At 66.8% G+C, this 16,354-nt stretch carries 18 protein-coding genes; 6 read left to right on the top strand and 12 right to left on the bottom strand.

The genetic code is table 11. From position 1 onward, the window contains the following. Window positions 1-4: 4 nt before the first annotated feature. The 8 genes from ABDW59_RS07555 to ABDW59_RS07520 form a co-directional block, all read right to left on the bottom strand. Window positions 5-610, bottom strand: a complete 606-nt coding sequence (locus tag ABDW59_RS07555; protein WP_343628982.1) for a methylamine utilization protein — start codon at window positions 608-610, stop codon at window positions 5-7. 27 nt (window positions 611-637) lie between these two features. Beyond that, window positions 638-1,705 carry a DNA polymerase III subunit delta gene (gene holA, locus ABDW59_RS07550; RefSeq protein ID WP_343628981.1) on the bottom strand — a complete coding sequence of 356 codons (1,068 nt, stop codon included), beginning with the start codon at window positions 1,703-1,705 and terminating at the stop codon, window positions 638-640. Between the two features lie 19 nt (window positions 1,706-1,724). Continuing rightward, the gene (gene lptE, locus ABDW59_RS07545; RefSeq protein WP_343628980.1) at window positions 1,725-2,234 is read right to left on the bottom strand and encodes an LPS assembly lipoprotein LptE; all 510 of its coding nucleotides are present in this window, start codon (window positions 2,232-2,234) and stop codon (window positions 1,725-1,727) included. A gap of 4 nt (window positions 2,235-2,238) precedes the next feature. After that, entirely contained in the window at window positions 2,239-4,872 is a 2,634-nt protein-coding gene (leuS, locus tag ABDW59_RS07540) for a leucine--tRNA ligase (protein ID WP_343628978.1), read from the bottom strand. A 71-nt stretch (window positions 4,873-4,943) separates the two neighbouring features. Beyond that, window positions 4,944-5,453, bottom strand: a complete 510-nt coding sequence (locus ABDW59_RS07535) for a biopolymer transporter ExbD (RefSeq protein WP_343628977.1) — start codon at window positions 5,451-5,453, stop codon at window positions 4,944-4,946. A gap of 37 nt (window positions 5,454-5,490) precedes the next feature. Then, window positions 5,491-6,138, bottom strand: coding sequence for a MotA/TolQ/ExbB proton channel family protein (locus tag ABDW59_RS07530; protein WP_343628976.1), 648 nt, complete (start codon window positions 6,136-6,138; stop codon window positions 5,491-5,493). A gap of 19 nt (window positions 6,139-6,157) precedes the next feature. Then, complete coding sequence (gene dapB, locus ABDW59_RS07525) at window positions 6,158-6,964, bottom strand: 4-hydroxy-tetrahydrodipicolinate reductase (RefSeq protein WP_343628975.1); 807 nt, start codon at window positions 6,962-6,964, stop codon at window positions 6,158-6,160. Continuing rightward, complete coding sequence (locus tag ABDW59_RS07520; RefSeq protein ID WP_343628974.1) at window positions 6,961-7,554, bottom strand: outer membrane protein assembly factor BamE; 594 nt, start codon at window positions 7,552-7,554, stop codon at window positions 6,961-6,963. Before ABDW59_RS07520 ends, dapB begins: the two co-directional genes overlap by 4 nt. Window positions 7,555-7,637: 83 nt before the next feature. On the opposite strand from ABDW59_RS07520, the gene fur reads away from it, so the two are divergent. Continuing rightward, complete coding sequence (gene fur / locus ABDW59_RS07515) at window positions 7,638-8,072, top strand: ferric iron uptake transcriptional regulator (protein WP_343628973.1); 435 nt, start codon at window positions 7,638-7,640, stop codon at window positions 8,070-8,072. Between the two features lie 33 nt (window positions 8,073-8,105). On the opposite strand, the gene hprK is transcribed toward fur, so the two are convergent. The 3 genes from hprK to raiA form a co-directional block, all read right to left on the bottom strand. Further along, entirely contained in the window at window positions 8,106-9,068 is a 963-nt protein-coding gene (hprK, locus tag ABDW59_RS07510; RefSeq protein WP_343628972.1) for an HPr(Ser) kinase/phosphatase, read from the bottom strand. A 42-nt stretch (window positions 9,069-9,110) separates the two neighbouring features. After that, the gene (gene ptsN / locus ABDW59_RS07505; RefSeq protein ID WP_343628970.1) at window positions 9,111-9,581 is read right to left on the bottom strand and encodes a PTS IIA-like nitrogen regulatory protein PtsN; all 471 of its coding nucleotides are present in this window, start codon (window positions 9,579-9,581) and stop codon (window positions 9,111-9,113) included. 253 nt (window positions 9,582-9,834) lie between these two features. Beyond that, window positions 9,835-10,176: a ribosome-associated translation inhibitor RaiA gene (raiA, locus tag ABDW59_RS07500; RefSeq protein ID WP_343628969.1), complete on the bottom strand. Its 342-nt coding sequence runs from the start codon at window positions 10,174-10,176 to the stop codon at window positions 9,835-9,837. 790 nt (window positions 10,177-10,966) lie between these two features. Between raiA and corA the strand changes: the two genes are divergently transcribed. Then, window positions 10,967-11,956: a magnesium/cobalt transporter CorA gene (gene corA, locus ABDW59_RS07495; protein ID WP_343628968.1), complete on the top strand. Its 990-nt coding sequence runs from the start codon at window positions 10,967-10,969 to the stop codon at window positions 11,954-11,956. A gap of 608 nt (window positions 11,957-12,564) precedes the next feature. Here the strand turns inward: corA and ABDW59_RS07490 are convergent. Next, on the bottom strand, window positions 12,565-13,200 hold the full coding sequence (locus ABDW59_RS07490; protein ID WP_343628967.1) for a glutathione peroxidase: 636 nt from the start codon (window positions 13,198-13,200) through the stop codon (window positions 12,565-12,567). Window positions 13,201-13,373: 173 nt separating this feature from the next. On the opposite strand from ABDW59_RS07490, the gene ABDW59_RS07485 reads away from it, so the two are divergent. The 4 genes from ABDW59_RS07485 (at window position 13,374) to ABDW59_RS07470 (ending at window position 16,332) form a co-directional block, all read left to right on the top strand. Next, window positions 13,374-14,249 carry a ferritin-like domain-containing protein gene (locus ABDW59_RS07485; protein ID WP_343628966.1) on the top strand — a complete coding sequence of 292 codons (876 nt, stop codon included), beginning with the start codon at window positions 13,374-13,376 and terminating at the stop codon, window positions 14,247-14,249. Between the two features lie 224 nt (window positions 14,250-14,473). Beyond that, window positions 14,474-14,893, top strand: a complete 420-nt coding sequence (locus ABDW59_RS07480; RefSeq protein ID WP_343628965.1) for a VOC family protein — start codon at window positions 14,474-14,476, stop codon at window positions 14,891-14,893. A gap of 71 nt (window positions 14,894-14,964) precedes the next feature. Continuing rightward, window positions 14,965-15,861, top strand: coding sequence for a DUF3034 family protein (locus ABDW59_RS07475; protein ID WP_343628964.1), 897 nt, complete (start codon window positions 14,965-14,967; stop codon window positions 15,859-15,861). A 15-nt stretch (window positions 15,862-15,876) separates the two neighbouring features. After that, entirely contained in the window at window positions 15,877-16,332 is a 456-nt protein-coding gene (locus ABDW59_RS07470; RefSeq protein WP_343628963.1) for a group 1 truncated hemoglobin, read from the top strand. The last annotated feature ends 22 nt before the right edge of the window (window positions 16,333-16,354 follow it).

Below are 16,354 nucleotides of genomic sequence, written 5' to 3'. Positions count from 1 at the left end.
GGCGTCAGTCGCGCAGTTCCACCTTCAGCACGCCGGGCGCGCCGGCGGCCACCGTCAGGGGCTGCACCGTCGGCGCGGCATTGCCCAGCCGCGCGGCCCACAGGCGCAGGCGGTGCTCGCCGGCCGGCAGGTCCAGCTTGACCTCGCCCTGCGCGTCGCTGCGGCCGAACACCGGCGTGTCGACGACGACGATGTGGGCGCTCATGCGGTCGTGGATGTTGCAACCCAGCTGGGCCACGCCGGACTTGTCGAAGACCACCGGCTCGGCCGGCGTGCCCGAGTACAGCTTCAGCTCGAAGCGCTTGGTCGGCGAGAACGAGTAGACGTGGTGTCGGACGGTGTCGAAGTTGGGGAAGTTCACCGCCGTGCCGGTCTGCACGATCAGCAGCTGCGGGGTGAACTGGCGGTCCTTCTGGCCCATGGTGGCGGTGACCCCGGCCGCGGCCTTGGCGGGCTGGCCACGCAGCTCGACGGCGACGACCGCATCGGGCACGGGCGCGCCGCTGGCATCGCGGACCTGGACGGTCCAGGGCGCCGCATGGGCGGTGCCGAACGCCAGGGCGCTCAGGCCCGCCAGGGCGATGGTCAGCAGGAGCGGTGGGAAACGCATCGACGGCGCCTGATGAACGACAAGGCGTCAACCATAGCGGGTTTTCTGGGCCGGCGGATGCAGGGCTTGCTCCAGCATCAGGGCCAATCGGGCCAGGGCTTCCCACGGATCGGTGGGCCATTCGGGATGGCGCAGGCCCTTGACGATGCCGTCGCAGATCTGCGCGGCCACCAGCAGCCGCGCCAGCGCGGCGCCGTGGAGTTGCGGAACGATGCGCTCGAACAGGCGCTCCTTCGGTCCCCAGACGCGCGCCTCGCGCAGCGCCATGGGCAGCGGCTTGCCGGCGCCGACGGCGTCATGCACGCGCTTGAGCGAGCGTATGTCCTCGGCCATGGTCCAGTGCACCAGCACCGCGGCCTCGCCCTCGGCCTTCAGACCGTCGAGCATGCGCAGGACGCGGCCGACCCGGCCGCTCAGCAGCGCCTCGCTGAGCTTGAAGACGTCGAAGCGCGCCACGTCCAGGACGGCCGCCTCGATCTGCTGCAGGCTGAGCTCGCCCGGCGGGTGCAGCAGCGCCAGCTTCTGCAGCTCCTGGTGCGCGGCGAGCAGATTGCCCTCGACCCGGTCGGCGAAGAACTCCAGCGCCTGCTGGCCGTCAGGACCGGACGCGACCGGCTGGCCCTGCTGCTGCAGGCGCCGCGCGATCCAGGCGGGCAGCTCGCGGCGCTCCACCGGATCGACCTTGACCGACACGCCCGCCGCGTCCAGCGCGGTGAACCAGGCGCTGCTCAGCTGCGTCTTGTCCAGGCGCGGGAGCGTGACCAGCGTCAGCACGTCGGGCGGCAGGCCCTCGACGTAGCGCTGCAGCGCCTCGGAGCCGTCCTTGCCGGGCTTGCCGCCGGGGATGCGGATCTCGATCAGCTGCTTGTCCGCGAACAGGCTCATCGCCTGGGACGCGGCGATCACCGGCGCCCAGTCGAAATAGCCGCCGACGACGGTGAAGACCTGGCGCTCGCTGTAGCCCTGCTTGCGAGCCTCGGCGCGCAGCAGGTCGGCGGCTTCCTGCGCCAGCAGCGGCTCGTCGCCGTGCACGACGTAGACCGCCTTCAGGCCCTTGGACAGATGACCCGCGAGGGCCTCGGCTTTGATCTGCATCGTGTCAGCGCGCCCGTCCTCAGGACGGCAGATGCACCGCGGCCAGGCGGCGCAGCAGCAGGCCGACGGCCTCGACCTGCATGGCCTTCTGCAGCGAGGCTTCCTCCTGCTCCTTGGCCAGGGCGGCGCTTTCGCTGTAGTTCATGTCGCGGGTCAGCCGCAGCTCGGTGCGGGGCAGCAGGATGTCCCCGCCGGCCGTGCGCAGCGAGTAGTCCAGCGACAGCCGCAGCTGCCATTCGGTGATCTGACCGGCGGCGGTGGTCGCCACCGAGGTCTTGTCGCGGACCTCGCGCTGGACCTCCAGGATGACGTCGGCGCGGTTGGGATCCTCGACCAGCTGCACGGTGCTGCGCGCCACCTGGCGACGCAGCTCCTGCGCGAGCGGGGAGTGCGGGATGAAGCCGGTCAGCGCCAGCGTCTTGAAGTGGTACACCGGCTCCTTGCGCAGCTCGAAGCCGCAGCCCGACAGCAGGGCTGCGGCGCCCAGCGCGCCGAAGGTTCCGAACGACAGCAGATCGCGGCGCTTCATGGCGTCAGACCACCAGGTTGACGAGACGGCCGGGGACGATGACGACCTTCTTGGGCGTCTTCCCCTCGGCGAACTTCTCGAAGTCGGGACTGGCCAGCGCGATCGCCTCGATCGCGGCCTTGTCGGCCGAGGCCGCGACCTTGATCGAGCCGCGCAGCTTGCCGTTGACCTGCAGCATCAGCTCGATCTGGTCCTGCACCAGGGCCGACTCGTCGACCGTGGGCCAGGCCGCGTCCAGCAGCTCGCCGAGCTCGGCCGCGAAGCCCAGTTCCGCCCACAGTGTGTGCGCGATGTGCGGGCAGGCCGGGTAGATCACGCGCAGCAGCACCGAGAAGCCTTCGCGCACCGCGGCCGACTGGCCCTCGGCCTTGAAGCCCTCGAGCGCGTTCAGCAGCTTCATCGCGCCGGAGACCACGGTGTTGTACTGCATGCGCTCGTAGTCGTACGAGACCTGCTTGAGCACCAGGTGCACCTCGCGGCGCAGCGCCTTGCCGTCGTCGTTCAGCGCGGCGAAGTCCGCGCCGCCGGTCTTGATCGCGTCGGCGTGCTTGGCGCCGAAGCCCCACACCCGCTTGAGGAAGCGATGCGCGCCCTCGACGCCGGCGTCGTTCCACTCCAGCGTCTGCTCCGGCGGAGACGCGAACATCACAAACAGACGGGCCGTGTCGGCGCCGTATTCGTCGATCAGGGCCTGCGGGTCGACGCCGTTGTTCTTGGACTTCGACATCGTCGTCATCTCGTACTCGAGCGGCTGACCGTCGGCCTTGAGCGTGCCGCCGGTGGGCTGGCCGTGCTCGTTGCGGGTGACGTCGACCTCGTGCTCCCAGTAATAGAGCTTGCCGGCGTCTTCCGGCTTGCGGAAGAAGGCGCCCTTGAGCACCATGCCCTGGGTCAGCAGATTCGTGAACGGCTCATTGAACTTGATGAGCTTGAGGTCGCGCATGACCTTGGTCCAGAAGCGCGCGTACAGCAGGTGCAGGATCGCGTGCTCGATGCCGCCGATGTACTGGTCCATCGGCATCCAGTAGTCGGTGCCGCTGGCGACCATCTGCTCCGGATTGGTCGCGTCGCAATAGCGCATGAAGTACCACGAGCTGTCCACGAAGGTGTCCATCGTGTCCGTCTCGCGCTGGGCCGGCGCGCCGCACTTGGGGCAGGCGCAGTTCAGGAAGTCGGCGCGCTTGTTCAGCGGATTGCCGCTGCCGTCGGGGATGCAGTCCTCGGGCAGGACCACCGGGAGGTCCTTCTCCGGGACCGGCACGGGGCCGCAGGTCTCGCAATGGATGATGGGGATGGGCGTGCCCCAGTAGCGCTGGCGGCTCACGCCCCAGTCGCGCAGGCGCCAGGTGGTCTTCTTCTCGCCCAGGCCCTTGGCGCCCAGCAGTTCAGCGACCTTGTCCACCGCCTGCTTGTGCGTCAGGCCGTCCAGCACGCCGGAGTTGATGCACAGGCCCTTGACCTTGTCGCCGTAGGAATCGGCCCAGGCGTCGGCGCTCCACGGCTCGTCGCCGACCTTCACGACCTGCTTGAGCGCGATGCCGTATTTGTTGGCGAAGGCGAAGTCGCGCTCGTCATGCGCGGGCACGCCCATCACGGCGCCGTCGCCATAGCTCATCAGCACGTAGTTGCCGACCCAGACTTCGATCTTCTCGCCGGTCAGCGGATGCGTCACGAACAGGCCGGTCGCCAGGCCCTTCTTGTCCTGCGTCGCCAGTTCGGCCTCGGTCGTGCCGCCTTGCTTGCATTCCTCGATGAACGCGGCCAGGGCCGGGTTCGTCGCGGCGGCGTGAGCGGCCAGCGGGTGTTCCGGGGCCACGGCGCAGAAAGTGACGCCCATGATGGTGTCGGCGCGCGTCGTGAACACGTACAGCAGGCCGCCCTGGATGGGTTGGCCGTCCGCGCCCTGGATGTCGTGCGGGAAGGCGAAGCGCACGCCCTCGCTCTTGCCGATCCAGTTCTCCTGCATCAGGCGCACGCGCTCGGGCCAGCCGGACAGGTAGTTCTTGTCCGAGGGATCGGCCACGGCGGCCAGCAGTTCCTCGGCGTAATCGGTGATCTTCAGGTAGTAGCCGGGGATCTCGCGCTTCTCGACCGTCGCGCCCGAGCGCCAGCCCTTGCCGTCGATGACCTGCTCGTTGGCCAGCACGGTCTGGTCGACCGGGTCCCAGTTCACGACCTGCGTGCGGCGCTCGGCGATGCCGGCTTCCAGCATCTTCAGGAACAGCCACTGGTTCCAGCGGTAGTAGTCGGGCTTGCAGGTGGCGATCTCGCGCGACCAGTCGATGGCCAGGCCCATCGCCTGCATCTGCGACTTCATGTAGGCGATGTTGTCGTAGGTCCACTTCGCCGGCGGAACCTTGTTCTTCATCGCCGCGTTCTCGGCCGGCAGGCCGAACGCGTCCCAACCCATGGGCATCAGCACGTTGTAGCCCTTCATGCGCAGCTGACGCGTCAACATGTCGTTGATCGTGTAGTTGCGGACATGGCCCATGTGCAGCTTGCCGCTCGGGTAGGGCAGCATGGAGCAGGCGTAGAACTTGGGCTTGGACGCGTCCTCGACGACGCGATAGGCGTCGCGGGCGTTCCAGTGATCGCGGGCGGCCTGTTCGACCTCGGAGGGGGCGTATTTCTCGTTCATGGGGGCTTCGGGCAAGGTAGCCGTCGATTGTATGTAGGTGGACGCCCGCCCGCGGCCGGCGTCGGCGCGGGTCAGCGGGAGGTGTCGGGCGTCGGATCCGCCGGACGCTTGGCCTTGGCCGGCGTGGTCCGATTGGCGCTCGGGGCGCCGCTGCCGGGTTCACCGCTCTCGCCGTTCTCCGCGACGAAGGCGATCCGGTTCAGCCCGGCCGCCTGCGCCCAGCCGATCAGTTGCGCCACGCGGCCGTAGGGCACCTCGCGGTCGGCGCTGAGGCGAAGTTCCGCATCGGGTTGGCGTTCGGCCAGCTGGGTCAGGCGCTCGCGGACGGTCTTGGCGTCGAGCTTGTTCTCGCCGACCAGGTACTCGCCCTCGGGCGTGATCGCCAGCGCGATGAATGTCGAGCCCGGACCGGGCGCGGCGGCATCGCTCTTCGGGAGGTTCAGCTTGAGCGCGCTGCCCATCAGCGGCGCCGCGATGATGAAGATCACCAGCAGCACCAGCATGACGTCGATCAGCGGCGTCATGTTGATCTCGCCCATGGGCTTGGGCGCTTCGCGTCGTTCGAGGCGGCCGAATCGCATGAGGCCCGGTGCGGTCGAGTGAGGGATGAACCAGCGCTCAGGTCGGAGCGCCGAGCAGCTCGCGCAGATCGTGCGCGAAGCCTTCGAGCTCGGCCTCGCAGGCGCCGACCCACTTGCCGAAGAGGTTGTAGGCCAGCACCGCCGGAATCGCGACGGCCAGGCCGGCGGCGGTCATGATCAGCGACTCGCCGACCGGACCGGACACCTTGTCCAGGCTGAAGTTGCCCGTCGACGAGATGCTGAGCAGCGCGTGATAGATGCCCCAGACGGTGCCGAACAGCCCGACGAAGGGAGCGGTGCTGCCGATGGTCGCCAGCACGACCTGACCCCGGCTGAGGCCGGCGATCACCGCATGCAGCGCGTCGCGCAGGCGGCGGGTCAGCTGCGAGTGCCGCTGGGCCGACGCGGCGAGCGTGCCGTCCGGGCTCTCCGACATCGCGGCATCGACCAGGGGCGCCATCAGGCCCTCCCGGTCCAGCGCCTGCAGCTGATCGCGGCCCTGCGCGAGTGCCGGGGCGGCCCAGAACACGGGCAGCCCGCGGGCGATGTCGCGGCGCGCGCGGGTCAGAAACCAGCCTCGCCAGAAGATCAGCACCCAGCTGCTCACCGACATCGCCAGCAGCAGCAGCGAAACGAAGCGGGCGACCGAGTCGCCCGCCTGCCAGAGAGAGATCAGCTCGCGCATCGGATCGCGGCGGTGCGGCTCAGGCGATGCCGAGCACGTCGTTCATGTCGAACAGGCCCGTCGCGCGCGTGCCAAGGAAGCGCGCGGCGCGCAGGCTGCCCTGAGCGAAGGTCGCGCGGCTGGAGGCCTTGTGGCTGATCTCGATGCGCTCGCCGATGCCCAGGTACATCACGGTGTGGTCGCCGATCACGTCGCCGCCGCGCACGGTGGCGAAACCGATGGTGGACGGGTCGCGCTCGCCGGTCACGCCCTCACGGCCGTAGACCGCGCAGGTCTTCAGATCACGGCCCAGCGCCTGGGCGACGACTTCGCCCATCTTCAGCGCGGTGCCGCTGGGGGCGTCGACCTTGTGGCGGTGGTGGGCCTCGACGATCTCGATGTCGTAGCCGTGCGAGAGCGCCTGGGAGGCCTGTTCCAGCAGCTTGAGCACGACGTTGACGCCGACGCTCATGTTGGGCGCCATCATGACGGCGGCGCGCTGGGCGTACTCGCCGATCTTGGCCTTCTCGTCGGGGCTGAAGCCGGTCGTGCCGATCACGGTCTTCACGCCCAGCTCCGCGCACAGCGCCAGATGCGCCATCGTGCCCTCGGGGCGGGTGAAGTCGATCAGCACGTCGGACCGGGACAGGCCGGCGCGGAGATCGCTGGTGATCTCGACGCCGGTCGCGCGGCCGAGAAACGCGCCGGCGTCCTGACCCAGCGAGGGCGTGCCCTCCCGGTCGATCGCGGCGCTCAGCTCCAGGTCGTCGGCGGCCAGCACGGCCTCGATCAGCATGCGGCCCATGCGGCCGGACGCGCCGGTGATGGCGATGCGCAGGCGGCTCATCGACGGGCTTCCAGCGGGGGATATTCGCGGGTGGGGCCGATCGGCTCGGGGGCGGTGGTCGCGGCCACCTTGGCTGGCGCGGGCAGCGCCTTGCGCTCTTCCTCGGTCAGCTCGAGCTTGGGCTCCGCGCCCTTGACCTTGAGCGTGTTGATCGAGGCGATGAATTCCTTCTCGGTCGGCAGGTCATCGGGGGCGTCGATCTTGGACAGCTTGTCGCCGTCGAAGGTCAGCAGGATGTGGCGGTTCTGCGGGGCTGCGCCTTGACGGCGGATCGTGAAGACGTAATCCCAGCGCGCCTCATGGAAGACGTCGGTCAGCAGCGGGGAACCCAGCGCGTCGCGGACCTGCGCGCGGGTCATGCCGGGCTTGACCTGGGCGAGCTGCTCCTTGGTCACGACGTTGCCCTGGACGATCTCGACGCGGTAGGGCGTCACCAGGCCCAAGACCTTGTCGCCGCTCACCGAGAGCGCATCGAACTTGGGCATCTGGGAGCAGCCGCCCAGCGTCAGGAGACCGGCCATGAGGCCCAGGGTCGTGCCGCGCAGAGAGGGCCGGCGGGCGAAGCGGGCGATTTGGGAATTCAATGACATGGCGCAACCGGGCCTAGGCGCAAGGGCTATGATCTGCGGATTCTAGCGGCTCGCACCCACGCTCTTCCGCAGGCGCAATCCCCATGAACCGGTCAGACGAAATCAAGAACAGCGGGCTCAAGGCCACGCTGCCCCGCATCAAGATTCTGGAGATCTTCCAGACCACCCAGCAGCGGCACATGACCGCCGAGGATGTTTACAAAGCTTTGCTGGATGAGCGCGCGGACATCGGTCTGGCCACGGTCTATCGGGTGCTGACGCAGTTCGAGCAAGCGGGGCTGCTGTCGCGCAACCACTTCGAATCGGGCAAGGCGGTCTTCGAGCTCAACGAGGGCCATCACCACGACCATTTGGTCTGCCTGACCTGCGGCGTGGTCGAGGAGTTCTACGACCCGCAGATCGAAGAGCGCCAGCACGCCATCGCGCTCGAGCGCGGCTTCCAGCTGCAGGAGCACTCGCTGGCTCTGTATGCCAATTGCGTGAAGAAGGACTGCCCGAACAAGTCGGGCCTGCGCTGAGGCGCGGAGCGTCGCGCCCGTCGCGGGCCGCGCTCAGTTCGAGTCGTTGAGGCCTTGCTCGATGGCGCGCTGGTGGCGCTCGACGAACTCGCGATAGGTGTCGATGCCGCGCAGCTGCAGGATGGTGTTGCGCACGGCGGCCTCGACCAGCACCGCCAAGTTGCGGCCGGCGTCCACCGCGATCACGACCTTGCGCACCGGCATGCCCAGCACGTCCTCGTAGAGCGGCTCGTAGGGCAGGCGCTCGAAGTCGCGCTCCATGGTCTCTTTGCGGACCAGGTGCACGATCAGCTTGAGCCGCATCTTCCGGCGCACCGCCGTCTCGCCGAAGATCGCCTTGATGTCCAGCAGGCCGATGCCGCGGACTTCCAGCAGATTCATCAAGAGCTCGGGGCAGCGGCCCTCGATCGCTTCCTGCGCGATGCGGAAGAAATCCACCGCGTCGTCGGCGACCAGGCCGTGGCCGCGACTGATCAGCTCCAGACCCAGTTCACTCTTGCCCAGACCGGACTCGCCGGTCAGCAGCACGCCCAGGCCCAGGATGTCCATGAACACGCCGTGGCGCGTCGTGCGATTCGCGCAGACATGCGCCAGATAGGCGCGCACCAAGTCGATGACGTGGCCGGCGGATTCGGCCGTGGTGAACAGCGGGATCTCGGCGCGGTCGCACATGGCGACCAGGCGGTCGGGCGCGGGCTGATCGTCGGCCACGATGATGACCGGCGGCTCCAGCGTCACGATGCGCGCGATGCGGCGGTCCAGCACGTCGCCGGAGGCCTGGCTCAGATAGCCGACCTCGCGCCGACCCACGATCTGGACGCGATAGGGGTGGATGTAGTTCAGGTAGCCGACCAGATCGGCGGCCGATTGTGCGTCGCGCAGCGCGGCTTCGTCGAAGCGGCGCTCAGGATGGGCGTGACCCGCGATCCACTCCCAGCGCAGGGCCTCGCGGTGTTCTTCGAACAGCCGGTCGGCGCTGATGGAGGTAGCTTTCACGAATCAGGTCGGAAGCGGAGTTGTAGAGAGCGCCTTGGCGTCTCAGGCGACCGATTTCATCGGTTCCCAATCGGCGATCAGACGGTGCACCGTGGCGGCGTCGGACTCGGTCTTGAGCCGTTCGCGCAGCTCGCGGTCGGAGAGCATCTCGGCGATCTCGGACAGGATCTCGAGATGGCGCTGGGTGGCGGCCTCGGGAACCAGCAGGAAGATCAGCAGCGTGACGGGCTCGTCGTCCGGCGCGTCGAAGCCAATGGGTTGCTGCACGCGCAGCACCGCGGCCAGCGGATTCTTCAGGCCCTTGATCCGGCCGTGCGGGATCGCGACGCCGTGCCCCAGTCCGGTCGAGCCCAGCCGTTCGCGGGCGAACAGGTTGTCGGTGACCGAGGCGCGGGAGATCGAATGGTTGTTCTCGAAGAGCAATCCGGCCTGCTCGAAGACCCGCTTTTTGCTGGAAGCGTCCACATCGACCAGCACGTTGCTGGCGGGAAGGATGGCGGCGAGACGGTTCATCGGGCAAGGCGCCGGTCGTTATGGATCGGCGAAGCTGGGAAAGTACTGCGCACCAGGTCGACGCGCAGATCCGGGGGTAAGGGTGGAGATTATAGGAATCACGCCGCCTTGACGGGCGTCATGGATGCGACGCACCTGTGAAAACGTCGCCATTGCTGTTGCATTGCAACAATTCTCGACAAAAAGGCGGCCTCATGGGGCCGCCTTGCTCGTGAACCTGGGGAAAGCCCCAGGGGCTTTCACTGCCGCCGGATCAGCCGGCGTTCAGGTCCAGCCGTTTGGCGGACGCGTGATGGTGGTTTTGCACTCGATCCTTGTGGCGGCAGACTTGCCGATCCAGCTTGTCCATCAGCTCGTCGATCGCGGCGTAGAGGTCTTCGTGCGAGTGCTCGCAGAAGATTTCCCGTCCCTTCACATGCAACGTCACTTCCGCGCGCTGGCGTCGATCCTTCTCCTTCTGCTTCTCCACGGTCAGCAGGACGTTGACGTCCACGACCTGGTCAAAGTGGCGGATCACCCGGCTGAGCTTGTTCAGCACGTATTCGCGCAGAGCCTGTGTCACTTCGAGATGGTGGCCGCTGATGGTCAGGTTCATAAAGCCTCCTTTCACAAGGGCTTGGTCGGAAACAAGTGAGGGCCGCTGGGGCCGGAACAAAGAGCGGAGGTGTCTAAGGGTGGGTGTGCTCGAAAGTAGGGGTGGAAGAATGCGGGGGAACGGAAAGAACGAGGGTCTTGAAGCGGCGCGCGGGGCGTCTGGGATCGAGGCTCGACGCAGGGAGCGCGGCATGCGCCGCGACGCGCTGGTCTGAGGATGAAAAGGCCGCGAGGGCCGATGGCATGCGGGTTCCGAAGGATCTGGTGATGAAAGGACGAGTTCAGTCTGCTCCCGAAAAGGGGCTCCGGCAAGTGATCAAAAGCAAGGTTTGGGGGTGAATATTCCCGCCTTGCGACATGGCGGGGTCCGTGTTGGAATGCTGGATGTTGCACGGCGGGCCCTGGCGCGGTTGCCGGTGCTCTCGGGGCGATGTGATAATCCTGCGTATCCCGATTACTGGAGTCCCTCTTGGACAGCGACCACCCTTGTTGGCCGTCCACTCCAGCGTCAATCCGCCGCCTCTTCTAAGCGCTCAGCGTTCCTGGCCGACGACGGTGCCGAACCCCTCGTTCCGCACGTCCGACCCTCTGCAGCGCCGCCGCGGCGCTTGTCCGGAGTGAGACGGGCCACATCCAAAGCCCTTGCTCCCGGACCGCCGCGCTGAACGGCCGTCCTCTCAGAAAACACCGCGCCGCGTCGCGACCCGCACACCGCTCCCCGGGTCGGTCAACGCGCATTCGAGCGTCCGCGTTCGCGCCTCTGCGCGACCGCACGCCGACGAAGGACCCGCATGCTGAATGTGTTCACGCTGGACAATGGCCGCCTCAAGGGCGGCATGCTCCAGGAAGAGATCTCGACCGCCCTGGATCTCGCGACCGTGACCGGCTCCGGCCGCGAACCCGTCTGGGTCGACCTGGAGTCCCCGACGCCGGAGGAAAAGGACTGGATCCGTGAGCGCTTCGGCCTGGTGATCCCCGAGGACATCGTCGACGAAGATCTGGAGGAATCGGCCCGGTTTTACGAGGAAGACAACGGTGAGCTGCACATTCGCTCCGACTTCCTGATTGACGACATGGAATCGCCGCGCAATGTGCGTGTGGCCTTCATCCTCTACGGGAAGGTGCTGTTCTCGATCCACAACGAAGATCTGCCCGTCTTCCGCCTGCTGCGCCTGCGCGCGCGCCGCATTCCCGCGCTGATCGAGGACGCCAAGGACGTGCTGCTCAAGCTCTACGACGCGGATGCGGAGTACTCGGCCGACGTGCTCGAGGGTATCTACGACAACCTGGAAAAGGTCAGCGCCCGAGTCTTGAAGAAGGACGTCAACGACACCGAGGCGGGCGAGGTGCTGTCGGCCATCGCGCGCGAAGAAGACTTGAACGGTCGCATCCGCCGCAACGTGATGGACACGCGCCGCGCGGTCAGCTTCATGATGCGCAGCCGCATGCTCAACGCGGAGCAGTTCGAGGAGTCCCGGCAGATCCTGCGCGACATCGATTCGCTGGACTCGCACACCGCGTTCCTGTTCGACAAGATCAACTTCCTGATGGACGCGACGGTCGGCTTCATCAACATCAACCAGAACAAGATCATCAAGATCTTCTCGGTGGCCAGCGTCGCACTGCTCCCGCCGACGCTGATCGCCAGTGTTTACGGCATGAATTTCGACGGCATGCCGGAATTGCATTGGAAGTACGGCTACTACTTCGCGATCGGCTTGATGGTGGCGTCGGTGGCCGCGCCGTTCATCTACTTCCGCCGCAAGGGCTGGTTGGCCTGAACGAGCGCTTCACTCGCCTCCAAGCGCGCCGTGAACGGCGCGCTTTTTCATTGGGCAAGCCATTGTGCGGGTGAAATGGAAAGGGCCTCCGCGATCGCGGAGGCCCTTGGAAGAAAAGAAGCCATCAAGACGCCCCGGGCCAACGAGGGAGGGAGGGAGGAGGAGGAGAAAGGCCTCGGGATTGCAGCTTCACGAGGAAGCAGGTCTTGCGGCTGAAATGCTGTGCTGAATGTACTCCCGTCGATGCCAGGATCGGTGGAAACCCGTTGGCCCCACTTCGTCTTCCGGCCCTTTAAGGTCGGTCAAAGCGAGCCCTGCTACGGACCGTTCCTCCAACGTGGCAAACGGCGTGCCCATCATCGGATGGGCGTCGTCGCGATCGAGGTCTCCTCCAGTCTTCATCGCGCCGCCGTGTTCAGCGAGGCATCATGGTGCAACGCATCGCAGGCGCTGTCATCCTGCCGATGAAGGAAAACGTGAGCATCTGTCACCACTGTCCCGCCTAGCCGGGACAGTTTTCAGGCCGATGACAGCAGGTGTTCCGCCGGCAACGCGTCGGCGTTCAAAGGCGCCCGGAAGGGCCGATGTCATCGGCCCTTCGAGACCGATCACTGGGGCGTCAGCAGCTTCTCCAGCGCCTGCGTGAACGCCGCGCTGTCCGGGGAGACATTGGAGCCGAAACTCATGACCTGCTTGCCGTCGCGGGAGATCAGGTATTTGTGGAAGTTCCACTTGGGCGCCTGGCCGGTGCGCTTGGCCAGATCGGCGAAGAGCGGGTTCAGATCAGCCTTGCCGGCGGCCACGCTGCTCTTGCTGAACATCGGGAACTTCACGTTGAAGGTGTTCTCGCAGAACTCGGCGATTTCCTTGTTGGAGCCGTACTCCTGGTTGCCGAAGTCACCGGACGGAAATCCGAGCACCACCAGGCCCTTGTCCGCATAGCGCGCGGAGATCGATTCCAACGCCTTGTACTGCGGCGTGTAGCCGCAGAAGCTGGCCGTGTTGACCACCAGCACCACCTTGCCGGCGTATTGGCACAGGGCCTGGGGCTTTTCGTCCTGCAGGCGCGGCATCTGCCGTTGGAGCAGGTCGGGGCAGGTGGCGGCGGAGGTCGAGGCCTCGGCGGCCGGCGCGGCCTGGGCGCTCCGGGCCGGCAGCGAGGCGAGCACCGACACGAGGGCCGCGGCGGCAAGGGCGGAACCGCCGGCGAAGCGACGGACGAAGAGGCCGAGGGTGGCGGACATGGGGGATCTCCTGATTCGATGTGATCCGGCTCCGCGCCCGACTGCGTAACAACCGAAGCTGGCGTGAGATCCGGCGGAAGCGGCATTAGGCCAGATCGCCCCCACGGCGCGGCGCCGTAAGGGATTGTCATGGTGCGACCGGTAGAATCCGCCGCGCTTAACAGGACGCTGACATGCTTTACCCCGAACTCTTCAAACAGCTCGAGGCTGTGCGCTGGAACATGGACACGGATATCCCGTGGGACAAGTTCGACGGCACGCTGCTGACGGACGATCAGGCGCGCACGATCAAGATGAACGCGATCACCGAGTGGTCGGCGCTGCCGGCCACCGAGATGTTCCTGCGCGACAACAAGGATGACAGCGACTTCTCGGCCTTCATGAGCGTGTGGTTCTTCGAAGAGCAGAAGCATTCGCTGGTGCTGATGGAATACCTGCGCCGTTTCCGTCCGGACATGGTCCCGACCGAAGCCGAGCTGCACGAGGTGCGCTTTGAGTTCGATCCGGCTCCCGCGCTGGAGACGCTGATGCTGCACTTCTGCGGCGAGATCCGTCTGAACCACTGGTACCGTCGCGCCGCCGAATGGCACACCGAGCCGGTCATCAAGGCGATCTACGAGACCCTGTCGCGCGACGAGGCCCGTCACGGCGGCGCCTACCTGCGCTACATGAAGCGCGCGATGACCAAGTTCGGCGATGAGGCGCGTGCCGCCTTCGCCAAAGTCGGGGTGCTGATGGCCAGCGCGCGTCGTACCGCCCAGGCGCTGCACCCGACCAACCTGCACGTGAACGCCAAGCTGTTCCCGCGCGACACCATCCAGAGCCGCCTGCCCGATCCCGAGTGGCTGGAGAAATGGCTGGACAAGCAGATCCAGTTCGACAGCGTCTGGGAGACCAAGGTCGTCGAGCGCATCCTGCACAACATGAGTCTGCTGATGGAGCGCAGCTTCGCCAGCGTCCAGGAGCTGAATCGCTTCCGCAAGGAGCTGACGCAGCGTCTGGCGCAAGCCGCCCAGAGCGGCGACGGCGCCGCGCCGCAAGCGACCTGAGCCTGAGCGCTCCGACTTCACGAGGGCCCGCCGATGCGGGCCCTTGTCGTTTCCGGGCGCTGTGATCGCGTTCGAGAAGGGCCGCTGTTGAAGAAGACCGCTACGGGTGCCGGGTCTTGCTCGGGCGCGCTGCTGATCGCACATGGCCCGGGTGCTGCACGCGAGGCCGAGCGCGGCCACAATGCAGCATCGATTTGTTTCACTTCGCCATCCGCCGAGCGCTCATGAAGTATCTGCACACCATGGTCCGCGTGACCGACATCGACGCCTCCCTGAAGTTCTACCGCGATGCGCTGGGTCTGGTGGAGGTCCGCCGCAGCGAGCACGAAGCAGGCCGCTTCACGCTGATCTATCTGGCCGCGCCCGGCGACGAGGATGCCCAGATCGAGCTCACCTTCAACTGGGATCCGGAGGTCTACGCCGGCGGCCGCAATTTCGGCCATGTCGCCTATGCCGTCCCGGACATCTATGCCGCCTGTCAGCGCCTGATGGACCATGGCGTGCTGGTCAACCGCCCACCGCGCGACGGCCGCATGGCGTTCGTGCGCTCGCCTGACGGCATCTCGGTCGAACTGCTGCAGGACGGTCCGGCCCTGCCGCCGGCCGAGCCCTGGATCTCGATGCCCAACACCGGCGCCTGGTAATCCCCGCGCCGCTGCCCCGCCCGTCGCTGAAGCCCGGCGATGCGCCTGACGATGTCGCCCTGTTTCCCGTCATGAAACCGCTTCTGCTTCGATTCGCCCTTTCCCTGCTGCTGGCCGCGCCCTTGGCTTGTATGGCGCAGGCGCAAGGCAAGCTGCTGTTGACCGGAGGCGTGAGCAGCATCGACGGCGCCGCGGGCGGCGGCTTGTCCCCGTGGGCGCTGACGGGCAGCTACGCGACCAACGGCCAGATCGGCGCCACCGCCTACTTCACGCGTTTGCCGCTGCAGGACTACAGCCTGACCGGCTACGGCGCCGCGCTGGGTTTTGGCGACCGGGCCGAGTTCTCGCTGGCGAAGCAGGATTTTTCCGCCTCGTCGACCGGCGCCGCGCTGGGGCTGCCGGGCTTGCGGCTCAAGCAGAGCATCCTGGGCGGCAAGTTTCGGTTGGTCGGTGACGCGGTGCTGGACGCCGACACCTGGATGCCGCAGATCGCGCTGGGCGTCGAGTACAAGCACCTGGACGCTGGCGGATTGGCGCCGACGCTCACGGCGCTCGGCGCCAAGCGCAACGGGGTCGACGTCTACGTGAGCGCGACCAAGCTCTTCCTCGCGCAGAGCACGCTGGTGAACCTGACGCTGCGCGCCAGCCGGGCCAATCAGAACGGTCTGCTGGGCTTCGGAGGGACGGCGAGCAAGAGCTACTCGCTGCTGCCGGAGTTGTCGGTGGCGTATCTGATCAACAAGCAGTGGGCCGTAGGCGTCGAGTACCGCGCCAAGCCTGACAAGCTGAATCCGTCCCTCCTTGGCGACGCGCTGCGCGAGGACGACTGGAAGGACGTGTTCGTTGCCTGGGCGCCGAACAAGCATCTCTCGCTGACAGCGGCCTATGTGGATCTGGGCCGCATCGTGCCGGGCATCCAGCCGCGCCGTCAGCGCGGCGTGTATGGCTCGATCCAGCTGGCGTATTGATCAGGGAGATCGCAGATGACGCGCATCGTTCGAGCCATCCCTTCGCTGGCGCTTCCCTTGCATGCGGCGATCGTCGCGCTGGCCTTGCTCAGCGGGGCGCCGTCACGGGCGGCGGAGGATGCGCTGTTCCAGGCGCTCGGCGGTGACGCGGGTATCACCCGCATCGTCGACGGCCTGATCGATCGCGCCTACGTGGACGATCGCATCAAGGCCAAGTTCGACGGCGTGAAGCCGGAGCCGCTCAAGGAATCCATCCGCAAGCAGATCTGCCAGCTCAGCGGCGGGCCTTGCGTTTACGACGGCGAGACGATGAAGAACTCGCATGCGCAGCTGGCGCTGACCAAGGCCGACTTCAATGCGCTGGTCGAGGACCTGCAGGCGGCGATGGATGAGCAGAAGGTCCCGTTCACCGTGCAGAACAAGCTGCTGGCCCTGCTGGCGCCGATGCATCGGGACATCATCACGCGGTAGGCGTGCGCCCTCAAGGCGCAGC

It is taken from the genome of Roseateles sp. (assembly GCF_039595295.1).
Lineage (GTDB): Bacteria > Pseudomonadota > Gammaproteobacteria > Burkholderiales > Burkholderiaceae_C > Roseateles.
The sequence above is the reverse complement of the archived record's forward strand: the minus strand, read 5'-3'. Positions and strand labels throughout refer to the sequence as shown.